A 22070-nucleotide genomic window follows, 5' to 3' on the forward strand; every position below is an offset into this window, starting at 1 on the left:
CTTATATGAAAAAACGCCGCGACAAGGTGAATCTGTCGCGGCGCTCGAACTCACTGTATCGCGCGTCGATCAGTCGATCTGGCCGTGGCAGTGCTTGAATTTCTTGCCCGAGCCACACCAGCACAGCTCGTTGCGACCCAGCTTCTGGTCGTTGCGCACCGGCGTCGTGGCCTGAGCCATAGCCAAGGCCACATCGCCGCCCTCTTCAACGGCATCGGCCACTTCGAGGGTTGGCGCGGACGGGTGCTCGAACTGCATGCGCGCGGCCAGATCCTCGGCTTCCTGGCGCAGGCGCGCCTCTTCCTCGACAGGATCTTCGCGACGCACCTGGACATGAGACAACACGCGAATGGTGTCGCGTTTGATCGAGTCCAGCAGTTCCTGGAACAGGGTGAACGACTCGCGCTTGTATTCCTGCTTCGGGTTCTTCTGGGCGTAGCCGCGCAGGTGGATACCGTGGCGCAGGTGATCCATGGTGGACAGGTGGTCCTTCCACAAGTCGTCGAGCACGCGCAGCAGTATCTGCTTCTCGAAGGTGCGCAGCGCGTCGGTGCTGGCCTGTTCTTCCTTCTCGTTGTAGGCCGCCAGCAGCTCGGTCAGCAGCTTCTCGCGCAGCGTCTCTTCGTAGAGTTTTTCGTCGTCGTCGAGCCATTGCTGGATCGGCAGCTTCACGCCGAAATCGTTGAGCAATGCCGCTTCCAGACCCGCCACGTCCCATTGTTCAGGTAACGACTGTGGCGGGATGTGCGAGCTGACGGTGACGTTAAGGACTTCCTGACGGAAATCGGCGATGGTGTCACCAATGTTCTGCGCGGCCAGCAGGCTGTTGCGCATGTGGTAGATCACTTTGCGCTGTTCGTTGGCCACGTCGTCAAATTCAAGCAACTGCTTGCGAATGTCGAAGTTGCGACCCTCGACCTTGCGCTGAGCCTTTTCGATGGCGTTGGTCACCATGCGATGCTCGATGGCTTCTCCGGACTGCATGCCCAAGGCCTTCATGAAGTTCTTCACCCGATCGGAGGCGAAGATACGCATCAGGCTGTCTTCCAGCGACAGGTAGAAACGGCTGGAACCGGCATCACCCTGGCGGCCGGCACGGCCGCGCAGCTGGTTGTCGATACGACGCGATTCATGGCGCTCGGAGGCAATCACATGCAGGCCACCGGATTGCAGCACTTCCTGGTGACGCTTCTGCCAGTCGGCCTTGATCTGGGCGATCTGCTCTGCGGTCGGATTGTCCAGCGAAGCGACTTCCACTTCCCAGTTGCCGCCCAGCAGGATGTCAGTACCGCGACCGGCCATGTTGGTGGCAATCGTCAGCGCACCAGGACGGCCCGCCTGAGCAATGATTTCGGCCTCCTTCTCGTGGAACTTGGCGTTGAGCACCTTGTGCTCGATGCCTTCCTTGTTGAGCAGGCTGGACATGTGCTCGGAGGTTTCGATGGTCGCTGTACCCACCAGCACCGGACGGCCCTTGGCCATGCTTTCCTTGATGTCGGTGACGATGGCCGCGTACTTCTCTTCGGCGGTCAGGTACACCAGGTCGTTGAAGTCCTTGCGCGCCAACGGCTTGTTCGGCGGGATGACCATCACCGACAGGGTGTAGATCTGGTGGAACTCGAACGCTTCGGTGTCGGCCGTACCGGTCATGCCGGACAGCTTGTTGTACAGACGGAAGTAGTTCTGGAAGGTGGTCGACGCCAAGGTCTGGCTTTCGGCCTGGATATTGAGGTTTTCCTTCGCTTCGATGGCCTGGTGCAGGCCCTCGGACAAACGACGGCCAGGCATGGTCCGGCCGGTGTGTTCATCCACCAGCAGGATCTGGCCATCCTGAACGATGTATTCAACATTGCGATGGAACAGCTTGTGGGCACGCAGGCCGGCATAAACGTGGGTCAACAGGCCCAGGTTGTGCGCCGAGTACAGGCTTTCGCCCTCGGCCAGCAGGCCGACACGGGTCAGCATCTCTTCGATGAACTGGTGGCCCGCTTCATTGAGTTCGACCTGGCGGGTCTTCTCGTCAATGGTGAAGTGGCCCTCTTTGGTGACCACGCCTTCGACTTCTTCAATGTGCTGTTCAAGCTGCGGGATCAGACGGTTGATCTCGGTATACAGCTTGGAGCTGTCTTCGGCCTGGCCCGAGATGATCAGCGGGGTGCGGGCTTCATCGATGAGGATGGAGTCGACTTCGTCGATGACCGCGAAATTCAGCTCGCGCTGGAATTTCTCTTCGACGCTGAACGCCATGTTATCGCGCAGGTAGTCGAAACCGAATTCATTGTTGGTGCCGTAGGTGATGTCGGCAGCGTAGGCGGCGCGTTTTTCTTCAGGCGGTGCGAACGGCGTGACCACCCCCACGGTCAGACCAAGGAACTCATACAGCGGACGCATCCAGTTGGCGTCGCGGCGTGCGAGGTAGTCGTTCACCGTGACCACGTGGACGCCTTTGCCGGACAAGGCGTTGAGGTACACGCCCAAGGTTGCCACGAGGGTCTTGCCCTCACCGGTGCGCATCTCCGCGATCATGCCTTCGTGCAACGTCATGCCGCCGATCAGCTGAACGTCAAAGTGGCGCATGCCCATGACCCGCTTGCCGGCTTCGCGGCAGACGGCAAAGGCTTCGGGCAGGAGTTTGTCGAGGGTCTCGCCCTTTGCCAGGCGGGCCTTGAACTCTTCGGTCTTGGCGCGCAGCTGCTCGTCCGAGAGGGCCACCATTTGCTCTTCGAAGGCATTGACGATCTGTACCGTCTTGAGCATGCGTTTGACTTCACGCTCGTTCTTGCTTCCAAAAAGTTTTTTTAACAAAGGCGCAAACATATCGGCAAGATCTTCCACACGTAGGGATGGAGGGCGGCCCCGTGAGTCGCCCGTGCAGCCCTTATGGCCGCATGCGAACGAGCATTCTACCCGGAAACGATGGAGAGGAAAGTGGCGTTATTCCACGATGCTGGCACAGCGCTGTGACGGGGCTTTTTTACAATAAGGGCTTTTGCGCCAACTTCAAGCGCCGCGGGTCATAAGTTACCCCTTGATTTGTCCGGAAAAACGCCACCGAGCCGGGGATTCAGCGCTTTGCAGCAGATCTGTTACGATGGCGTTTCTGTAACCTCCGGTATCTCGTCCATGGCCTATCGCCCTCTTCCCGCTCAGGCGCCCGCCGTCCTGCTGCGCGAAGCCAAGCCATTGAAGGCACTGTTCAGCCAGGCCCAGCGCCTCGCTCATTTGCAGCGCTTGCTCGAGAGTCAATTACAGCCCGCTGCGCGCCCCCATTGCCATGTCGCGTCCTGGCGCGAGGGCAGCTTGTTGCTGATCGTGACCGATGGTCATTGGGCGACGCGCTTGCGCTATCAGCAGAAGCGTCTGCAGCGTGATCTGCAGGCCCTCGAGGCCTTTGCCAGCCTGACCCGGATCCTGTTCAAGGTCCAGCCACCCCACACGCCCGCCATACCGGTTACCCGGGCCATAGACCTGTCGGCCCGCTCAGGGGATAACATTCAGGCGACAGCCGAAGGGATTACCGACCCCAACCTGCGCGCCGCGCTGGAGCGGTTGGCCAGCCATGCCACGCGCAAGGGTTGAGCACGCATCGGTCAGAACTGGTAAATCTACGAGTTAACAGCCCTTGTTCGGGGTGATGTACTGACTTCGCAGTTCTCTTACCCAGACGCGAGGTGATCAACCATGAACATGGATATTTTCCTGCCTAAAGTCAGCCCTCCCCCCCGCCCCACCAAGCCCCAGCCTGGCGAAAGCGAGGTAGCGACCATGCTCGCGCGCCTGCATGAAGCCGGGATGAAGGAAGCCGAACTGGTGCCCGGCGTGGGTTTTGTCATCTCATCCTGCGGCATGCTGATCGGTTTTGACCGCGCCTCTGAAATCCAGCACCGGTTGAGCGAACTCAAGCGCGACAACCAGAGCCGAAGCTACATGTTCCCTATCGACTGGTTCGTGGCCACGCCTGCGGCGGCAGCGGATATAAAGGTATACGTGCCCCCGATGAATGCCGAATGGGACGCATTGATTCGCGAGGCCTTGAATGAATGGAACAATGCAGGCCCGGGCTCCGGCGTTCATCTGCGCTTCGTCCAGCAGCCGGCTGAAGCCGATACTGTCGTCACGCTGTACAGCCTCGATGACCGAAAGCTGGGTCATGCTGAAATACCTCGGGACGGCGTCATCGGTGTCGAGTTGTACATCAACGTTTTCTATGCGTCCGACTACCCTGCATCCATTTACAAGAACACGATCGTGCATGAAATGGGGCATGCCTTGGGTCTTGCCCATTCTGGCGGTGAAGACAACATCTTTGAACCTCCCGACCGGCACATCCCGGGCACCAGCCCGGACATCGACGAGAAGGCGGTCATGGCCAGCACGGTACACCCTTGGTATGGCTGGTCCGCAGACGAATTGATCGCCATTGCCTATCTGTTTCCCAAGCAGCCAGCGGAATGAGGTTGACGGTCTTCTCCGACCCTACGGCAAGCAAGGGGCGATGCGGTTGTGTCTGCTGTGGCTGTGGTTTTTGATTGTCCGCGCCCTCAGCAGGCCGACTGAAGCAGCGCGGGAGTGGACAATCAAGATCACAAGCCAGCGCGGATCGTCGCGCCGATAGGGATATCGGCCATAAAAAAAACCGCCCGAAGGCGGTTTTAATCAAAACAGAACTAGAGAAGAAAGCTGTTCGCTTAACCGGCAGCAACCGGACGCATATACGAGATCGGCGCCAGACTGGCGTCCTCAAACGTCACCACTTCCCACGCATCCTTCTCGGACAGCAACTTGCGCAACAGCTGGTTGTTCAGCCCGTGCCCCGACTTGTAGCCGCGGAACTCGCCGATCAGGCTGTTGCCCAGTTGGTAAAGATCACCAATGGCATCAAGAATCTTGTGTTTGACGAATTCGTCCTCATACCGCAGGCCGTCTTCGTTGACCACGCCGTCGACACCGACAACGATGGCGTTGTCGACGCTACCGCCCAGGGCACGGTTGTGCTTGCGCAGGTACTCCAGATCGCTCATGAACCCGAAGGTCCGTGCGCGGCTGACTTCCTTGACGAAAGACGTACTGGAAAAGTCGACGCTGGCCGACTGGGTACGATCCTTGAAAACCGGATGATCGAAATCGATCTCGAAACTGACCTTGAACCCTTCGAAAGGCAGGAAGGTGGCGCGCTTGTCGCCCTCGGTCACTGTCACTTCACGCAGGATGCGGATGAATTTCTTGGCGGCGTCCTGTTCTTCCAGGCCAGCAGACTGAATCAGGAATACAAAGGGCCCGGCACTACCATCCATGATCGGCACTTCGGACGCTGAGAGCTCGACGTAGGCGTTATCGATTCCCAGGCCAGCCATGGCCGAGAGCAAGTGCTCCACCGTATCCACCTTGGTGTCGCCATTGATCAGCGTGGTGGACATCGTGGTGGCGCCGACGTTTTCAGCACGTGCAGCAATCTGCACGACCGGGTCGAGGTCGACGCGACAGAACACGATACCGGTATCCACGGGCGCGGGCTTGAGGGTCAGGTATACCTTCTCCCCGGAGTGCAGACCGACGCCTGTGGCACGGATGATATTCTTGAGGGTGCGTTGTTTAATCATGGCATTGGCCGCTTCAGCGCAAATTGCGAACTGGTATCAACAAAGGCTGGCGATAATAGCAGACCAGACCTTTGCTGAACACCAATCACCCTCATAGCCCTGATAAATTCCATTAATCAGCCTGACGACGCAAGAAGGCCGGAATATCCAGGTAGTCCAGATCATCGTGCGGGTTCATCTTCGCCGCTGCAGCCGCACCGGCGTGAGCCTGGTTGCGCATCACGGTCGGACGGTCGAGATCGCGGTAGTTAGGCGAAGCCGATTCCTGGCGCGTCTGCTGCTGGGCGGCAGCCGATTGCTGGGAGGGGCTCTGCAAGGTGTTGTCGATGACCTTGTTGACCATCGGCTTCTCGATCTTGGCACCCAGACCGGTTGCCACCACGGTGACGTGCAACTCGTCACGCATGTCGGGATCGATCACGGTGCCGACCTTGACCATGGCGTGGTCGGAAGCGAAAGCTTCGATGATGCTGCCCACGTCGGAGTACTCGCCCAGGGACAAGTCAGGACCGGCGGTGATGTTCACCAGGATCCCTCGGGCGCCCTGCAGGTTGACGTCTTCGAGCAACGGGTTGCGGATGGCCGCTTCCGTGGCTTCACGTGCACGGTTCGGACCGCTGGCGCAACCAGTGCCCATCATCGCCATGCCCATCTCGCTCATCACGGTGCGCACGTCGGCGAAGTCGACGTTGATCATGCCCGGACGCTTGATGATGTCGGAGATACCGCGAACGGCACCGGCCAGGACATCGTCAGCCTTGGCGAAAGCCGACAGCAGGCTCGCGTCCTTGCCCAGGATGGTCAGCAGCTTCTCGTTGGGAATGGTGATCAACGAGTCGACGCTTTCGGAAAGCATGCGAATGCCTTCGTCGGCGATCTGCATGCGCTTGCGGCCTTCGAACGGGAACGGACGGGTCACGACCGCCACGGTCAGGATGCCCATTTCCTTGGCCACTTCAGCGATGATCGGCGCCGCACCAGTACCGGTACCGCCACCCATGCCAGTGGTGATGAACACCATGTTGGTGCCTTGCAGCACTTCGGCGATGCGCTCGCGATCTTCCATGGCCGCCTGACGACCGACTTCAGGGTTGGCACCAGCACCCAGCCCCTTGGTCACACCCGTACCCAACTGCAGAATGGTGCGCGCACCAATGTTCTTCAGGGCTTGAGCATCGGTGTTGGCGCAGATGAATTCCACGCCTTCGATGTTGCTCTTGACCATATGGTTGACCGCGTTGCCGCCGCCACCGCCCACACCGATCACTTTGATGACCGGGCTTTGCGGGATGTTGTCTACGAGTTCGAACATGTTCCCTCTCCTTTCATTCTCTAGTTTTGTGCGCCTACCGCTACTGCTTTTTGAAACTGTCTTGAAGCTTAGAAATTGCCCTGGACCCAACGTTTGATGCGCTCCAGTACCGGAGCCTTGGGTTCGTCGCTGCCATAACTGCTGGTCTCGCGGTTATGGCTGATACCGCTCAGGGACAGGCCGTCGGACTGCTTCTGCAGGCCGTACATCAACAGCCCTACCCCCGTTGAATAGATCGGGTTGCGCACCACGTCGGACAGGCCGCGCACGGTGTGCGGGACGCCCAGGCGTACAGGCATGTGGAAGATTTCCTCGGCCAGTTCGACCGCACCTTCCATCTTCGCCGTACCACCGGTCAGCACGATGCCGGCCGGGATCAAGTCCTCGTAACCGCTACGACGCAACTCTGCCTGAATCAGCGTGAACAGTTCGTCATAGCGTGGCTCCACCACCTCGGCCAAGGCCTGGCGGGACAGCTCGCGGGGCGGACGATCACCCACGCTCGGGACCTTGATGGTCTCGCCGGCACCGGCCAGTTTGGCCAGGGCACAGGCGTAACGGATCTTGATCTCTTCGGCGTATTGGGTCGGCGTACGCAGGGCCATGGCGATGTCGTTGGTGACCTGATCGCCCGCGATCGGGATCACCGCCGTGTGACGAATCGCGCCTTCGGTGAAGATAGCGATGTCGGTGGTACCGCCGCCGATGTCCACCAGGCAGACGCCCAGCTCTTTCTCGTCGTCGGTCAGCACCGAATACGCGGAAGCCAGTTGCTCGAGGATGATGTCGTCGATTTCCAGGCCGCAACGGCGTACGCACTTCTCGATGTTCTGCGCCGCATTGACCGCGCAGGTCACCACGTGGACCTTGGCTTCCAGGCGTACGCCCGACATACCCAGCGGCTCGCGCACGCCTTCCTGGTTATCGATCACGTAGTCCTGGGGCAACGTGTGCAGCACCCGCTGATCAGCCGGGATCGCGACAGCCTGGGCGGCGTCGAGCACGCGTTCCAGGTCGGCCATGCTCACTTCACGGTCGCGAATGGCGACGATGCCGTGGGAGTTCAGGCTGCGGATATGATTGCCGGCCACCCCGACGAACGCCGAGTGGATGCGGCAGCCGGCCATCAACTGGGCTTCCTCCACGGCGCGCTGGATCGACTGCACCGTGGATTCGATGTTCACCACCACGCCTTTTTTCAGGCCGCGGGAGGGATAGGTACCGATACCGACGATATCCAGCGTGCCGTCGGCCGCGACTTCGCCTACCAGCGCCACCACCTTGGAGGTGCCGATATCCAGACCGACGATCATTTTGCCGCTTTGCACGTTTGCCATTGGGGTCCTGCCTCTTCTTAATTCTTCGCGACGGCGGGTTTTTCCGCTGCCGCCTGGGGATCACGCCAACCCACGGCCAAGCCGTTGGAGTAGCGCAGATCGACCCGCGCGATATTCGTGATCTGGTCTTTCAAGGTCTTGTCATAGATGGCGATAAAGCGGCGCATCTTCGCCACCAGGTCATCCCGACCCAGCAGCAATTCGATCCCCGGGCCCGTACTGCTTGCCCCGGTGGTCAGGAACCAGCTGCCACGCTCGCGCAGTTCCAGCCGCGCGATGGAAAAACCCAGGGGCCGCAACATCTGGCTGAGTACCTGGTACTGCTGCATCACTTGCTGCTGCGCCCGCTGAGGGCCGACCAGCTGCGGCAGATGGTCGTAGTTGGCCAGCTCTCGCGGCGCAAACGCTTCGCCCTGGTTGTTGAGCAGCGCCTCGGTACCCCAACGGGCGACGGGCAGCTGTTCTTCCAGGCGAATCACCACCTGGTCAGGCCACACACGCCGCACCTCGGCGTGGGCAATCCATGGCATGGTCTCCAGGTCCGAACGCATGGACGTCAGGTCGATGGTGAAGAACCGTGCGTTCAGGTACGGCGCAATGCGCTGTTGAACGGCCTGCTGGCTGATGTAGCTGAGGTCACCCTGGATCGCCACGTGGGCAATCGGCCGGTCGGCATAAGGCAGCGCATATTGCGCGCCTTCATAGGTGCCCAGCCCCAACACAACCAGAGCGGCCGGCCACAGCAACAGTTTGAGAAAGCCGAAGTTGGCCTTTGGCAGGCGCAACGGTTCTTTGTCCACCATTCGACTGGCACCACGGGGCACCGGCTTGTTACGGCCGACGGCAGGTGATGACTGATGACGAATCGATGCGCCTCGCATGGGTTTAACCTCGCGCCTCAAGACTGGCAGCCAGGATCGCCAGCACCAACTGCTGGAAGTCGAGACCGGCGGCACGGGCCGCCATGGGGACCAGGCTGTGATCGGTCATGCCTGGGGCCGTGTTGACTTCGAGCAGCCAGAACCGGCCCTGCTCGTCCTGCATGATGTCCACCCGGCCCCAGCCGGCGATGCCGATGGCTTCGCAGGCGCGGGCGCACACATCGACGAGCTCGCTTTCGCGCGCTGCATCGAGGCCGCAGGGGATACGGTATTGGGTGTCGTTGGCGATGTACTTGGCGTCGTAGTCGTAGAACGTGTGCGGGGTGCCCAGAGCGATCGGCGGCAACATCTGGCCGCGCAGGGTCGCCACGGTAAACTCCGGACCTTGAATCCACTGCTCGACCAGCACTTGCGAGTCGTAGGTGCTGGCCTCTTTCCAGGCAACCACCAGCTCGTCGACGCTGGTCACCTTGGCCATACCGATACTTGAACCTTCATGGGCCGGTTTGACGATCAAAGGGAAGCCCAGTTCCCTGCTGGCCAAAATACAATCGTCCTCGCTGGCCAGAACCGCATGCGCCGGGGTGGGAATGCCCAGGCTTTTCCACACTTGCTTGGTGCGCAGCTTGTCCATGGCCAGGGCCGACGCGAGGATGCCGCTGCCGGTGTACGGAATGCCCAGGCATTCGAGCAGACCCTGCATGCTGCCGTCTTCACCGCCACGGCCATGCAGCACGATAAAGGCGCGGTCGATCTTTTCGGCCAGCAAAACCTGCAGCAAGTCATCCCCCACGTCGATGCCGAAGGCGTCCACGCCACCGTCCTGCAAGGCTTGCAGGCAGGCGCGGCCGGAGTTCAGCGAGACTTCGCGCTCGGCGCTCTTGCCGCCGTACAGAACTGCCACGCGGCCGAACGTGGCCGGCGCAACAGTGGAAAACAGCGAGGCGTAACTGTGGCCCGCAGATTCAGTGCTTACAGTCATTTCGACTTCCCCCCGGCAGGCACGGCGCCGGCGAATAACGGACTTTTCAATAGTTGTGGTGCCAGCCCGCCGATGTCACCGGCGCCCTGGCAAAGCAGGATGTCACCGGCACGCAGCAGCGGCCTGACCAGCGGCGCGAGGTCGACCCCACGCTCGATGTAGATCGGATCGACCTGCCCGCGCTGGCGGATGCTGCGCGCCAGCTGCCGGCTGTCGGCGCCGGGAATGGGTTCCTCGCCTGCGGGATAGACCTCCATCAGCAGCAGGACATTGGCGTCGGCCAGCACCTGGACGAAATCGTCGTACAGGTCACGGGTGCGAGTGAACCGATGTGGCTGATAGACCATCACCAGCCGGCGCTCCGGCCAGCCGCCGCGCACAGCCTTGATCACCGCCGCCACTTCGGTCGGATGGTGGCCGTAGTCGTCCACCAGCATCACGTGGCCGTTCTCGACCGGTAACTCGCCGTAGACCTGAAAGCGCCGACCGACGCCTTCAAAACCCGAGAGGCCTTGCACGATGCCTTCGTCGTCGATGCCTTCATCGGTGGCGATGGCAATGGTGGCCAGTGCATTGAGCACGTTGTGGTTGCCAGGCATGTTCACCGATACATCCAGCGGCTCGCGATCACGACGCAGCACGGTGAACCAGGTGCGCATGCCCTGCTGGCGAATGTTGATGGCACGCACGTCGGCGTTTTCGCTGAAACCGTAGGTCAGGGTCGGACGGGCGATCTGCGGCAGGATTTCGCGCACCACCGGGTCGTCCAGACACACCACTGCCAGCCCGTAGAACGGCAGGTTGTGGAGAAACTCGACAAAGGTCTTCTTCAGCTTGTTGAAGTCACCTTCGTAGGTCGCCATGTGGTCGGCGTCGATATTGGTGACCACGGCCACCAGCGGCTGCAGGTGCAGGAAGCTGGCGTCGCTTTCATCGGCTTCGGCAATCAGGTAGCGGCTGGTGCCCAACTGGGCATTGGTGCCCGCTGCATTGAGGCGACCGCCAATGACGAACGTCGGGTCCAGGCCACCGGCGGCGAACACCGAGGCGATCAGGCTTGTGGTGGTGGTCTTGCCGTGGGTTCCGGCCACCGCGATGCCGTGGCGATAGCGCATGAGCTCGGCGAGCATTTCGGCGCGCGGCACCACGGGAATGCGACGCTCCAGGGCGGTCGCCACTTCCGGGTTGGAGGTATTCACCGCACTGGAAACCACCAGCACGTCGGCACGCGCAGCGTTCTCGGCGCGGTGGCCGATGAATATTTCCGCGCCGAAGCTTTGCAGGCGCTCGGTCACCGGCGACGCCTTGAGGTCGGAGCCCGAGACTTGATAGCCGAGGTTCAGCAGCACTTCGGCAATGCCGCACATGCCCACGCCGCCGATGCCGACAAAATGGATGTGACGGATGCGGCGCATTTCCGGCTGTGGCATGGCGCGCTGATTTTCAACCATGGGCCACCTCCAGGCAGACTTCGACCACACTGCGGGTGGCGTCGGGTTTGGCCAGGCGGCGTGCGGTGCTCGCCATGGAGTCGAGTTTCTCGGGTTGCATCAAAACCTCTTTCAGGCGATCGGCGAGTTGCGCCGCTCCCGTTGTTGCTTGTGGCATCAGGAAGGCAGCGCCTTCACGGGCCAGATAATCGGCGTTATGGGTCTGGTGATCGTCGATGGCGTGGGGCAACGGCACCAGCAAGGACGGCAGACCGGCGGCTGCCAGCTCGCTGACGGTCAGAGCGCCTGCGCGGCAGACCACCAGGTCGGCCCAGCCGTAGGCCTGGGCCATGTCCTTGATGAAAGGCGCCACCTGCGCCTCGATCCCCACGTCGCGATAACGCTGTGCGGTGATCTCGTCATGCAACTTGCCGGCCTGATGAAACACCTCGGGGCGCCACTCTTCGGGCACCTGCACCAAGGCTTGCGGCAAGAGCTTGTTCAGCGGCTCGGCACCGAGGCTGCCGCCCAGCACCAGCAGCCGCGACTTGCGCCCGGCGCGAGCCTGACGCGGCGTTTCCAGGAACAGTTCGCTGCGCACCGGGTTGCCGGTGGTACGGCGCTTGGCCGAAGGGCCGAAGGTGTCGGGGAAAGCTTCGCAGACCCGGCTGGCGAACGGCACCAGCAACCGATTGGCGGTACCAGCGATGGCATTCTGCTCGTGGACGATCACTGGCACGCCGGACAGGCGCGCCGCCAGACCGCCGGGGCCGGTCACGTAACCACCGAAACCGACGACGCAGACCGGCTTGAGCTGACGGATGATATGCCGCGCCTGCCACACCGCCTTGAGGATCACGAACGGCGCCTTGAGCAGCGACAGTTTGCTCTTGCCGCGCACACCGGTGACGTTGATCAGGTGCAGGGGCAGGCCCGCGCCCGGTACCAGCTCGTTCTCGATGCCACGGGGGGTTCCCAGCCAATGCACGCTGAAGCCTCGCGCCTGGAACTCGCGGGCACAGGCCAGCGCCGGAAACACGTGGCCGCCGGTACCGCCCGCCATGATCAGGACATTACCTGCCACGGGGAGCCTCCTCGGCGAAATCGCTCTCTTTGAAGTCTGCTTCTTCACTGCCCAGCGCGGCGCGGCTTTCCCACTCGATGCGCAGCAGCAGGCCCAGACAGGCGCAGCAGATCACCAGCGAGCTACCGCCATAGCTGAGGAATGGCAACGTCAGTCCCTTGGTCGGCAACAGCCCGACGTTAACGCCGATATTGATCAGAAATTGACCAATCCACAGAAACGACAAACCGTAGGCGACGTAGGCGGCAAAGAATTGCTTGGCCTTCTCTGCCCACAGGCCGATGTACATGCCGCGAATACAGACAAACACGAACAGCGCTACCGTGCACAGCGAACCGACCACGCCCAGCTCTTCAGCCAGTACCGAGAACACGAAGTCGGTGTGCGCTTCCGGCAGGTAGAACTGTTTCTGCACGCTGTTGCCCAGCCCCACGCCCAGCCACTGGCCGCGACCGAAGGCGATCAACGCCTGGGTCAACTGGTAGCCGGAACCGAACTGGTCTGCCCAGGGGTCGGTAAAGGTGATCAAGCGCGCCATCCGGTAGGGCTGGGCTTGAACCAGCAGGAACACGGCGCCAACCGCCAGCACCACCATCAAGCCGAAACGGAACAGCCCGACGCCGCCAAGGAACAGCATGGCAGCCGCCGCGCCCATCATCACCACGGTGGCGCCGAAGTCCGGCTCCATCAGCAGCAGGAAGGCCATGGGGAGCAACACCACAAACGGCTTGAAGAAGCCCATCCAGGTTTCGCGCACCTCGGTCTGCCGACGAATCAGATAGCCAGCCAGAAAGATCACCACGAACACCTTGGCGATTTCCGAGGGCTGCACGTTGAAGAAGCTGAAGCCGATCCAGCGCATCGAGCCGTTGACCTCGCGGCCCACCCCCGGCACCAGCACCGCCACCAACAGGCCGAAGGCCCCCATCAGCATCCACCAGCCCAGGCGCTGCCAGGTGGCCACCGGAATCATCAGGGTCACGCCACAGGCGCCGATGCCCAGCACCAGGTAGATCAGGTGACGGGTCATCATGTACAGCGAGTTGCCGGACTGGGCTGCAGCCACTTCGGACGACGCCGAGGTGATCATCACGAGGCCCAGGCCGAGCAGTGCCAGACAGCCGGCCAGCATCGGGAAATCCACATCGATCCCGCGCCCGCTGATCAGCGGCGACGGGTAAGGCTTGATCACGCCCAAAATCATGACAGAGCCTCCACGGCCTGGGCGAACAGGCGCCCACGCTCTTCGTAATTCTTGAACATGTCGAGGCTCGCGCAGGCCGGCGACAGCAAGACGGCATCGCCCGGCTGAGCCAGCTCGGCGCAACGGGCCACGGCTTCATCGAGGGTGCTCACTCTGACCTGCTGCACGCTGTCGCCGACGATGGCGGCGATGAGCTCGGCGTCGCGGCCCAGCAGCACGACGGCCCGGCAATGGACGGCAATGGGCCCGCGCAGGCCACTGAAATCCGCGCCCTTGCCGTCACCGCCAGCCACCAGCACCAGCTTGCCAGCGATGTCGGCGCCCAGGCCTTCGATGGCCGCCAGGGCCGCACCGACGTTGGTGGCCTTGGAATCGTCGTACCAGCTCGTGCCGTTGATTTCCCGCAGCCACTGGCAGCGGTGCTTGAGCCCAGCGAACGTGCGCAAGGTCGCCAGCATCGGCTCGAACGGCAGACCGACGGCATGGCCCAAGGCCAACGCTGCCAGGGCATTGGCCTGGTTATGGGCGCCCCGGATCTTCAGCTCGCGCACGGGCATCAGATCCTGGAACTCGAACGCCAGGTATTTCTCGCCATTTTCTTCGCGCAGGCCGAAGCCCTTGAAGTCAGGTTTGTTCAGGCCAAAGGTCCAGAACGGCAAGCCTTCGCCCCACAAGGGACGGCTGAGGGCGTCATGGCGGTTGTAGACCACCTGCCGCGCACCGCGAAAAATCCGGTGCTTGGCCAGGTGATAGGCCGGCAGGCCACTGTAGCGATCCATGTGGTCTTCACTGACGTTCAGCACGGTGGCCACTTCGGCGTTGAGCGCATCGGTGGTTTCCAGTTGAAAGCTCGACAGCTCCACCACGTATAGCTCGACGTCGTCACTCAACAGGTCCAAGGCTGGCTCGCCTAGATTGCCACCCACGGCGACGCGCTTGCCCGCTGCGGCGGCCATCTGGCCGACCAGGGTGGTCACCGTGCTTTTCGCGTTGGAGCCGGTGATCGCCACGATGGGCGCCTTGGCGTGGCGGGCGAACAGATCGACATCACCGGACATCTTCACGCCCCGTGCCGCCGCTTGCTGCAATGCCGGAGTGGCCAAGGCCAGACCTGGGCTGACATACAGTTCGTCGGCGCGGCAGAGAAATTCCACGTCCAGCTCGCCGCAACGCACTTCCACCTGTGGGAAGTCACGTTGCAGGGTCGCCAGTTCGGGCGGATTCGGCCGAGTGTCAGCCACAGCAAAAGCCACGCCCCGGCGCGCCAGGAAGCGCACCAGGGACATACCGCTCTTGCCGAGGCCGACAATGATGCGGAAGTGGTCAGAAGCAATAAGAGACACTCGTTCTACCTCAGCTTCAGCGTGGCAAGGCCGACCAGCACCAGAATCACGGTGATGATCCAGAAACGGACGATGACCCGCGGCTCAGGCCAACCTTTGAGTTCAAAATGGTGGTGAATGGGCGCCATGCGGAACACCCGGCGACCGGTTAACTTGAAGGACGCCACTTGAATGACTACCGAAAGGGTCTCGACCACGAAAATGCCGCCCATGATGAACAGGACGATTTCCTGGCGAACGATCACCGCAATAGTGCCCAGTGCCGCGCCCAGCGCCAGTGCGCCGACGTCGCCCATGAAGACCTGTGCCGGGTAGGTGTTGAACCACAGAAAACCCAGGCCGGCACCGATCAGCGCGCCGCAGAATACGATCAACTCGCCGGCCCCGGGTACATAGGGAATCAACAGGTAATCGGCGAATTTGACGTTGCCGGACAGATAGCAAAAAATCCCCAGCGCGCCGCCCACCAGCACGGTGGGCAGGATGGCCAGGCCATCAAGGCCATCGGTCAGGTTGACAGCGTTGCTGGAGCCGACAATCACGAAATAGGTCAACACCACGAAAAACACGCCCAACGGGATGCTGGCATCCTTGAACATCGGGATGATCAGCGTGGTTTCCACGGCCGACGGCGCGGTGTGATAAAGGAACAGCGCTGCGCCCAGGCCAAACACCGATTGCCAGAAATATTTCCAGCGGCTCGGCAGGCCGCGTGAGTTCTTCTCGATGACTTTACGGTAGTCATCGACCCAGCCAATGGCGCCGAACAACAGGGTGACCAGCATGACCACCCAAACGTAGCGGTTGGACAAGTCGGCCCACAGCAGCGTACTGATGGTAATGGCCGACAAAATCAGTGCACCGCCCATGGTCGGGGTGCCGGACTTTTTCAGGTGGGACTCCGGGCCATCATTGCGCACGGCCTGGCCAATCTGACGAATCTGCAAGGTGCGGATAAACCATGGGCCCAACCAAAGGGCCAGCGACAGCGCGGTCAACACACCCAGAATCCCGCGCAGGGTCAGGTATTGAAAGACTGCGAAGCCTTTGTAGAACTGTTGCAGATACTCCGCCAGCAGCAGCAGCATTAATGTTTCTCCCCGCCAGATCCGCACACGGCAGCCACGACGTTTTCCATCGCCGCGCTACGCGAACCCTTGATCAAAATTGTTGTAGTGGAGCCCTGCTCGGCGGCCAGCGCCGCGATCAGTTCTGCTTGCGTGGTGAAATGCCGGCCTTGGCCACCGAAGGCCTTGACCGCATGGGCCATCAAAGGCCCGGTGGCGTAAAGCGCCGACACTCGGCCCACCGCGTATTCGCCGACATCGCGGTGGCCTTGTTCGGCCCAGTCGCCCAGTTCGCCAATATCCCCGAGCACCAGGACGGTGCGACCGGAAAAGCCGGCCAGTATATCAATCGCCGCACACACCGAGGTGGGGTTTGCGTTGTAACTGTCGTCGATCACCCGCACCCCGTTACGGGCCAACTGGGCAACGGTGCGCCCCTTGACCGGCTGGACGCCATCAAGCCCGGCGACGATGCCTGGCAGCGACACGCCCATGGCATGGGCGCAGGCTGCGGCGGCCAGCGCGTTGCGCACGTTGTGCACGCCCAGCAGGTTCAGTTGCACCGGTGCCGATCCATCCGGCCCGTGCAGGGTGAAACCACAGCAGCCGCGCGGATCGAGGGACAGGTCGGTCGCGTGGAAGTCGGCCTCGGTGTTTTCCAGGGCAAACGTCAGGACAGCATGCTCGCCCGCCCGCGCTTGCCAACGGGCAAACGCCTTGTCGTCAAGATTGAGCACGGCTGTGCCGCTCGCTTGCAGGCCTTCGAGAATCTCGCCCTTGGCTTCGACGATCTTGTCCGGGCCGCCAAACTCGCCGACATGAGCGGTTCCCGCGTTGTTGATCACCACCACGTGGGGCTGGGTCAGCCCCACGGTGTAGGCAATCTCGCCAATGCGCGAAGCGCCCAGCTCGATCACCGCGGCAGTGTGTTCGGGGGCCAGTTCGAGCAAGGTCAGCGGCGCGCCAAAATCGTTGTTCAGGTTGCCACGGGTCGCCAGCACGGGACCGACCGTGCGCAAAATTGACGCGAGCATTTCCTTGACCGTGGTCTTCCCGCTGGAGCCGGTGATCGCAGCCACTTTATGGGTGAACGCGGCGCGGTTGAGCGCGCCCAGTTGACCGAGGGCCAGACGGGTATCGGCCACCACCAGTTGTGGCAAGGGCGCACCTGGCACTTCACGCTGGACCAGTGCGGCGACCGCACCTTTGGCAGCGACCTGTTCCAGGTAATCATGGCCGTCGAATTTCGGCCCGGCCAAGGCAATGAACAGTTGACCCGGCTCAATGGCGCGGCTGTCGATGCTGACGCTGTGAAAGCTGCAGTCATCGCCTACCAGACGGCCTTCAAGGGGCAAACGCAGATAATTCAAGGACAAGGCTTCAAGCATGTTCCACCTCCCAGATGGCCAGGGCCTTTTCGGCCTCGTGCAGATCGGAGAACGGCTGGCGAACACCGTTGATTTCCTGATAGTCCTCGTGCCCCTTGCCCGCCAGGACGATGACATCCCTGGCCGATGCCGAAGCGATCAACTGGGCAATGGCAGCGCCGCGACCGGCGACGAACTGCACCGAACCTGCCTGGGTAAAGCCCGGGCGGATGTCGGCAAAAATCGCTTCCGGCGTTTCACCGCGTGGATTGTCATCGGTCACCACGACGCGGTCGGCCAGGCGCTCGGCCACTTCGGCCATCAGCGGGCGCTTGCCGCGATCACGGTCGCCTCCGCAGCCAAACAGGCAAGCCAGATGGCCTTGGGCGTGGGGGCGCAGGGTTTGCAGGACCTTTTCCAAGGCGTCAGGAGTGTGTGCGTAATCCACAACCACCAGGGGCAGCGCGCCGCCGCCCAGTTGCTGGATGCGTCCGGCGGGGCCGTGAAGGCCGGGCAGGACCTTGAGGATGTCATCCAGCGGATACTCCATGGCCAGCAAGGTACCGACCACCGCCAGCATGTTGCTCAGGTTGAACCGACCCAGCAAGCGGCTCACCAGACTGTGCTCGCCCTGGGCGGTGACCAGAATCGCGCGCACACCCGCGTCGCTGAACTGGGCGTCACGGCAATAGAGGGTGGCGGCCGGATTTTCCAGGCTGTAGCTGATGACACGGCTGCCGACGGCGTCGCAAGCCAGCTGCTGGCCGAAGTCGTCGTCCAGATTCAACACCTGGGTTTTCACGCTGGGCCAGGCGAACAGCCGCGCCTTGGCCTCGGCGTAAGCCTGCATGTCACCGTGGTAATCCAGGTGATCCCGGGACAGGTTGGTCAGCACTGCGATGTCGAACGCCAGTGCCGCGACCCGGCCCTGATGCAAGGCATGGGAAGACACTTCCATGGCGACGGCCTTCGCCCCGGCTTTTTTCAGATCGTTCAGGGTGGCTTGCACGGCCACCGGGTCAGGCGTGGTCAGGCGACCGCTCTGCAAGGCGCCATGAAAACCGCAGCCCAACGTGCCGATCAGGCCGCAATGACGTCCCAACTGGTCCAGCGCCTGGGCCAGTAACTGGGTCACGCTGGTCTTGCCGTTGGTGCCGGTGACACCCACCAGATCCAGCATGCGACTGGGCTCGCCATAGAAACGTCCGGCGATGTCCGATAACTGCGCCGCCAGACCTTTGACCGGGATCAAGGGCACACCGGTGAACGGCAGTACAGTGGAGCCTTCGACTTCGTAGGCCACGGCTGCCGCACCGCGTTGCAAGGCATCGGCGATGTGCGCGCGACCATCCACCAGGGCACCCGGCACCGCGAGAAACAGATCGCCGGCGCGAACGGTACGGCTGTCCAGGCTCAACTCGCGGATCAGCGGGTCGTGGCCGGCCTGAGGGAACAGCTTGTTCAGAGGCATGGACATCAACCCCGTCCTCCCTTGTTGAGCACGGGCACGGCAGCAGGCGCCGGCGTCGCGTTGGCCTGTTGTTGCGGGGTAGACGGCAGGTTGTCCGGCGTCACGTTCATCAAACGCAGCGTGCCCGACATCACCTTGCTGAACACCGGTGCCGATACCAGACCACCGAAGTAGCCAGCTTTGCGCGGTTCATCAATGACCACCACCACGGCATAACGCGGATTGCTCATTGGCCCGAAGCCGGCGAACAGCGAACGGTAGGCGTTCTCGGTGTAGCCCTTGGAACCGATGGTGGCTTTGCGCGCGGTACCCGACTTGCCGGCCACATGATAGCCAGGCACACGTGCGCGGTACACGCCGCGGGGATCCTCGATCACCTGCTGCATCATGCCCTGCAGGGTCTTGGCGATATTTTCCGGCATGACCTGGGTCGCGGCGGGCGCCTTGTCGGTCTTGAGGATGGTCAAGGGTTCCAGCTTGCCGTTGTTGGCGATCGCCGAGTAGGCGTGAACCAGCTGCAGGGCGGTTACCGACAGGCCGTAGCCATAGGAAAGCGTGGCCGTTTCGGCCGGGTGCCACTCGCGGTGGTTGGGCAGGTCGCCCACACGCTCGCCCGGGAAGCCCAGACCGGTGTACTGGCCCAGACCGACCGCCGACATGGCGCGAAAGACCGCTTCACCGCCGATGTCGAAGGCTACCTTGCTCATCCCCACGTTACTGGAATTGATCAGGATGCCGGTGAGGTCGAGAATCGGGCCTTCGGTCCGGGTCACGTCCTTGATGGTGTAGCGACCGATCTTCAGGGTGCCTGGGTACACCGAGACCTTGTCGGTCGGCTTCCAGCGCCCGCTTTCCAGCGCGGCACTCATGGAGATGGGCTTCATGGTCGAACCCGGCTCGAACACGTCGATGATTGCCCGGTTACGCATGGCCGCCGGCACCATGGTGCGACGGTTGTTGGGGTTATAGGTGGGCATGTTGACCATGGCCAGCACTTCACCGGTCTTGACGTCCAGGATCACCAGGCTGCCGGCCTTGGCGTCCTGCTCGGTGATGGCGTTACGCAGCTCGCGAGTGGCCAGGTATTGCAGGCGCAGGTCGATGGACAAGGTCAGGGTCTTCCCGGCCTTGGCATTCTTGGTGACCTGCACGTCCTTGATCAATTGGCCACGGCGATCCTTGATCACCTGACGGCGACCCGGCACGCCGGCCAGCCACTCGTCATAGGCCAACTCGACGCCCTCGCGACCGTGGTCGTCCAGGTCGGTGAAGCCGACCATGTGCGCGGCCACGTCGCCGGCCGGGTAGAAACGACGAAATTCCTCGATGCCGTAGACACCAGGAACCTTGAGATCCAGGACCGACTGTCCCTGCTCCGGGGTCAGGCCCCGGACCAGGTAGATGAACTCCTTTGTAGCCGATGCTTCAAGCCGCTCCGTAAAGGACTTGGGGTCCTGGCCCAGGGCCGCTGCCAAGGCCGGCCACTTGTCCTTGGACTGCTGCATTTCCTTGGGGTTGGCCCACAACGTGGTCACCGGCGTGCTGACGGCCAGAGGCTCGCCGTTGCGGTCGGTGATGACCCCACGGTGCGCCGGGATCGGAATGTAGCGCATGCTCCGGGCATCGCCCTGGCCGATCAGGAAGTCACGGTCGATGACCTGCAGGTCGACGATGCGCCAGCTGATGGCCGCGACCATGATCGACAGCAAGCCGATCATGACCCGGAATCGCCATGGGTACAGGGCGCCTTCAAGCTTCATCATGGCGCCACCATACGAATTTCGGCCGCGTCGGGAACGCGCATTTTCAGCTGCTCGCTAGCCAGGGTCTCGATCCGGCTGTGGGCGGTCCAGGTGCTTTGCTCGAGAATCAGCCGGCCCCACTCGGCCTGCGCCTTGTCGCGCTCGTTGAGTTCGGTGTACAGCGTATTGACCAGTTGGCGGTCAAGGTGAGCGCTGTAGGCCACCCCGATGGCCGAAACGAGTACGGCAATGAACAACAGAAGCATCAGGAAGCTTCCGGCCGGCAACGGCTTGAAGTGACCCTTGCTCAACGGAGTTTCTCCGCAACACGCATGACAGCACTGCGCGAGCGCGGATTGGCCTTGAGTTCGGCTTCGGAGGCGAATTGCGCCTTGCCATGGATGCGGATGAACGGTTCGAATGCCTCGAAGCGCACCGGCAGATTGCGCGGCAAGTTGTCTGCCTCGCCCTTGGCCAGCTTGCGCATGAACAACTTGACGATGCGATCTTCCAGAGAGTGGAAGCTGATGACCACGAGCCGACCGCCCACTTTCAGCGCAGCCAAGGCAGCATCAAGGCCGGCCTCAAGGTCGCCCAATTCGTTATTGACGTGAATGCGCAAACCCTGAAACGCCCGAGTGGCTGGGTTCTTGCCCTTCTCCCAGGCAGGGTTGGCAACCTTGAGGACTTCGGCCAGGTCGCCGGTCCGCTCGAATGGCTGGGTTTCCCGACGTTCGACCACAGCACGTGCCATGCGCTTGGCGAAACGCTCTTCGCCGTACTCTTTGAACACCCGGGCGATTTCTTCCACGGGCGCCGTGGCGATGAACTGTGCAGCACTGACGCCGCGGGTCGGGTCCATGCGCATGTCCAGAGGACCGTCATTCATGAAGCTGAAACCGCGCTCGGCATCATCCAGCTGCGGCGAGGAAACACCCAGGTCCAGCAGGATGCCGTCGACCTGGCCTGCCATGCCGCGCGCGGCGACCTCATCGGCCAGCTCGGCAAAGCTGCGCTGCACAATGACAAAGCGGCCGTCTTCGGCCGCCAGCGCTTGCCCGGTGGCAATCGCCAGAGGGTCCTTGTCGAACCCCAGCAATCGGCCCTCCGGGCCCAGGCCCTGCAAGATAAGGCGGCTGTGGCCGCCGCGCCCGAACGTACCGTCGAGGTAGCGGCCATCCGCGCGCACGTCCAGAGCCTCGACGGCTTCGTCGAGCAGCACGGTGATGTGGTTAAAGCCGCTTTTTATA

General features: G+C 62.1%; 18 protein-coding genes. 2 read left to right on the forward strand and 16 right to left on the reverse strand.

Annotation, left to right across the window (positions count from 1 at the left end; genetic code table 11):
* Positions 1 to 69 precede the first annotated feature (69 nt).
* Positions 70 to 2817 (reverse strand): preprotein translocase subunit SecA, encoded by a 2748-nt coding sequence (gene secA, locus HB675_RS00760; RefSeq protein ID WP_213875180.1) that lies wholly within the window; start codon positions 2815 to 2817, stop codon positions 70 to 72.
* A 306-nt stretch (positions 2818 to 3123) separates the two neighbouring features.
* Here secA and HB675_RS00765 point away from each other — a divergent pair, with 306 nt between their 5' ends.
* Positions 3124 to 3579 (forward strand): DciA family protein, encoded by a 456-nt coding sequence (locus tag HB675_RS00765; RefSeq protein ID WP_213875181.1) that lies wholly within the window; start codon positions 3124 to 3126, stop codon positions 3577 to 3579.
* A 102-nt stretch (positions 3580 to 3681) separates the two neighbouring features.
* A complete protein-coding gene (locus HB675_RS00770; protein WP_213875182.1) occupies positions 3682 to 4455 on the forward strand; it encodes a hypothetical protein in 774 nt (257 codons plus the stop codon).
* A 233-nt stretch (positions 4456 to 4688) separates the two neighbouring features.
* Here HB675_RS00770 and lpxC read toward each other — a convergent pair whose 3' ends face one another.
* The 15 genes from lpxC to rsmH form a co-directional block, all read right to left on the reverse strand.
* On the reverse strand, positions 4689 to 5600 hold the full coding sequence (gene lpxC, locus HB675_RS00775) for a UDP-3-O-acyl-N-acetylglucosamine deacetylase (RefSeq protein ID WP_213875183.1): 912 nt from the start codon (positions 5598 to 5600) through the stop codon (positions 4689 to 4691).
* Between the two features lie 112 nt (positions 5601 to 5712).
* Complete coding sequence (gene ftsZ / locus HB675_RS00780; protein ID WP_213875184.1) at positions 5713 to 6912, reverse strand: cell division protein FtsZ; 1200 nt, start codon at positions 6910 to 6912, stop codon at positions 5713 to 5715.
* Positions 6913 to 6980: 68 nt separating this feature from the next.
* A complete protein-coding gene (ftsA, locus tag HB675_RS00785) occupies positions 6981 to 8249 on the reverse strand; it encodes a cell division protein FtsA (protein ID WP_213875185.1) in 1269 nt (422 codons plus the stop codon).
* A 17-nt stretch (positions 8250 to 8266) separates the two neighbouring features.
* Complete coding sequence (locus HB675_RS00790; RefSeq protein WP_213875186.1) at positions 8267 to 9130, reverse strand: cell division protein FtsQ/DivIB; 864 nt, start codon at positions 9128 to 9130, stop codon at positions 8267 to 8269.
* A 4-nt stretch (positions 9131 to 9134) separates the two neighbouring features.
* A complete protein-coding gene (locus HB675_RS00795) occupies positions 9135 to 10112 on the reverse strand; it encodes a D-alanine--D-alanine ligase (RefSeq protein WP_213875187.1) in 978 nt (325 codons plus the stop codon).
* The gene (murC, locus tag HB675_RS00800) at positions 10109 to 11563 is read right to left on the reverse strand and encodes a UDP-N-acetylmuramate--L-alanine ligase (RefSeq protein WP_213875188.1); all 1455 of its coding nucleotides are present in this window, start codon (positions 11561 to 11563) and stop codon (positions 10109 to 10111) included. The genes HB675_RS00795 and murC overlap by 4 nt, the downstream gene beginning before the upstream one ends.
* Positions 11556 to 12626 carry an undecaprenyldiphospho-muramoylpentapeptide beta-N-acetylglucosaminyltransferase gene (gene murG, locus HB675_RS00805; RefSeq protein WP_213875189.1) on the reverse strand — a complete coding sequence of 357 codons (1071 nt, stop codon included), beginning with the start codon at positions 12624 to 12626 and terminating at the stop codon, positions 11556 to 11558. Before murG ends, murC begins: the two co-directional genes overlap by 8 nt.
* Positions 12616 to 13827: a putative lipid II flippase FtsW gene (gene ftsW / locus HB675_RS00810; RefSeq protein ID WP_213875689.1), complete on the reverse strand. Its 1212-nt coding sequence runs from the start codon at positions 13825 to 13827 to the stop codon at positions 12616 to 12618. The genes murG and ftsW overlap by 11 nt, the downstream gene beginning before the upstream one ends.
* Positions 13827 to 15173, reverse strand: coding sequence for a UDP-N-acetylmuramoyl-L-alanine--D-glutamate ligase (murD, locus tag HB675_RS00815; protein WP_213875190.1), 1347 nt, complete (start codon positions 15171 to 15173; stop codon positions 13827 to 13829). Before murD ends, ftsW begins: the two co-directional genes overlap by 1 nt.
* Before the next feature lie 5 nt (positions 15174 to 15178).
* Positions 15179 to 16261 (reverse strand): phospho-N-acetylmuramoyl-pentapeptide-transferase, encoded by a 1083-nt coding sequence (gene mraY / locus HB675_RS00820; protein ID WP_213875191.1) that lies wholly within the window; start codon positions 16259 to 16261, stop codon positions 15179 to 15181.
* On the reverse strand, positions 16261 to 17628 hold the full coding sequence (gene murF / locus HB675_RS00825) for a UDP-N-acetylmuramoyl-tripeptide--D-alanyl-D-alanine ligase (protein WP_213875192.1): 1368 nt from the start codon (positions 17626 to 17628) through the stop codon (positions 16261 to 16263). Before murF ends, mraY begins: the two co-directional genes overlap by 1 nt.
* Complete coding sequence (locus tag HB675_RS00830) at positions 17621 to 19084, reverse strand: UDP-N-acetylmuramoyl-L-alanyl-D-glutamate--2,6-diaminopimelate ligase (RefSeq protein ID WP_213875193.1); 1464 nt, start codon at positions 19082 to 19084, stop codon at positions 17621 to 17623. The genes murF and HB675_RS00830 overlap by 8 nt, the downstream gene beginning before the upstream one ends.
* Positions 19084 to 20841, reverse strand: coding sequence for a penicillin-binding transpeptidase domain-containing protein (locus HB675_RS00835; protein WP_256737440.1), 1758 nt, complete (start codon positions 20839 to 20841; stop codon positions 19084 to 19086). The genes HB675_RS00830 and HB675_RS00835 overlap by 1 nt, the downstream gene beginning before the upstream one ends.
* Positions 20838 to 21131 carry a cell division protein FtsL gene (ftsL, locus tag HB675_RS00840; RefSeq protein WP_213875194.1) on the reverse strand — a complete coding sequence of 98 codons (294 nt, stop codon included), beginning with the start codon at positions 21129 to 21131 and terminating at the stop codon, positions 20838 to 20840. The genes HB675_RS00835 and ftsL overlap by 4 nt, the downstream gene beginning before the upstream one ends.
* The gene (gene rsmH, locus HB675_RS00845; protein ID WP_213875691.1) at positions 21128 to 22069 is read right to left on the reverse strand and encodes a 16S rRNA (cytosine(1402)-N(4))-methyltransferase RsmH; all 942 of its coding nucleotides are present in this window, start codon (positions 22067 to 22069) and stop codon (positions 21128 to 21130) included. Before rsmH ends, ftsL begins: the two co-directional genes overlap by 4 nt.
* Position 22070 lies beyond the last annotated feature (1 nt).

The sequence above is a fragment of the Pseudomonas sp. dw_358 genome, assembly GCF_018449655.1.
Classification (GTDB): domain Bacteria; phylum Pseudomonadota; class Gammaproteobacteria; order Pseudomonadales; family Pseudomonadaceae; genus Aquipseudomonas.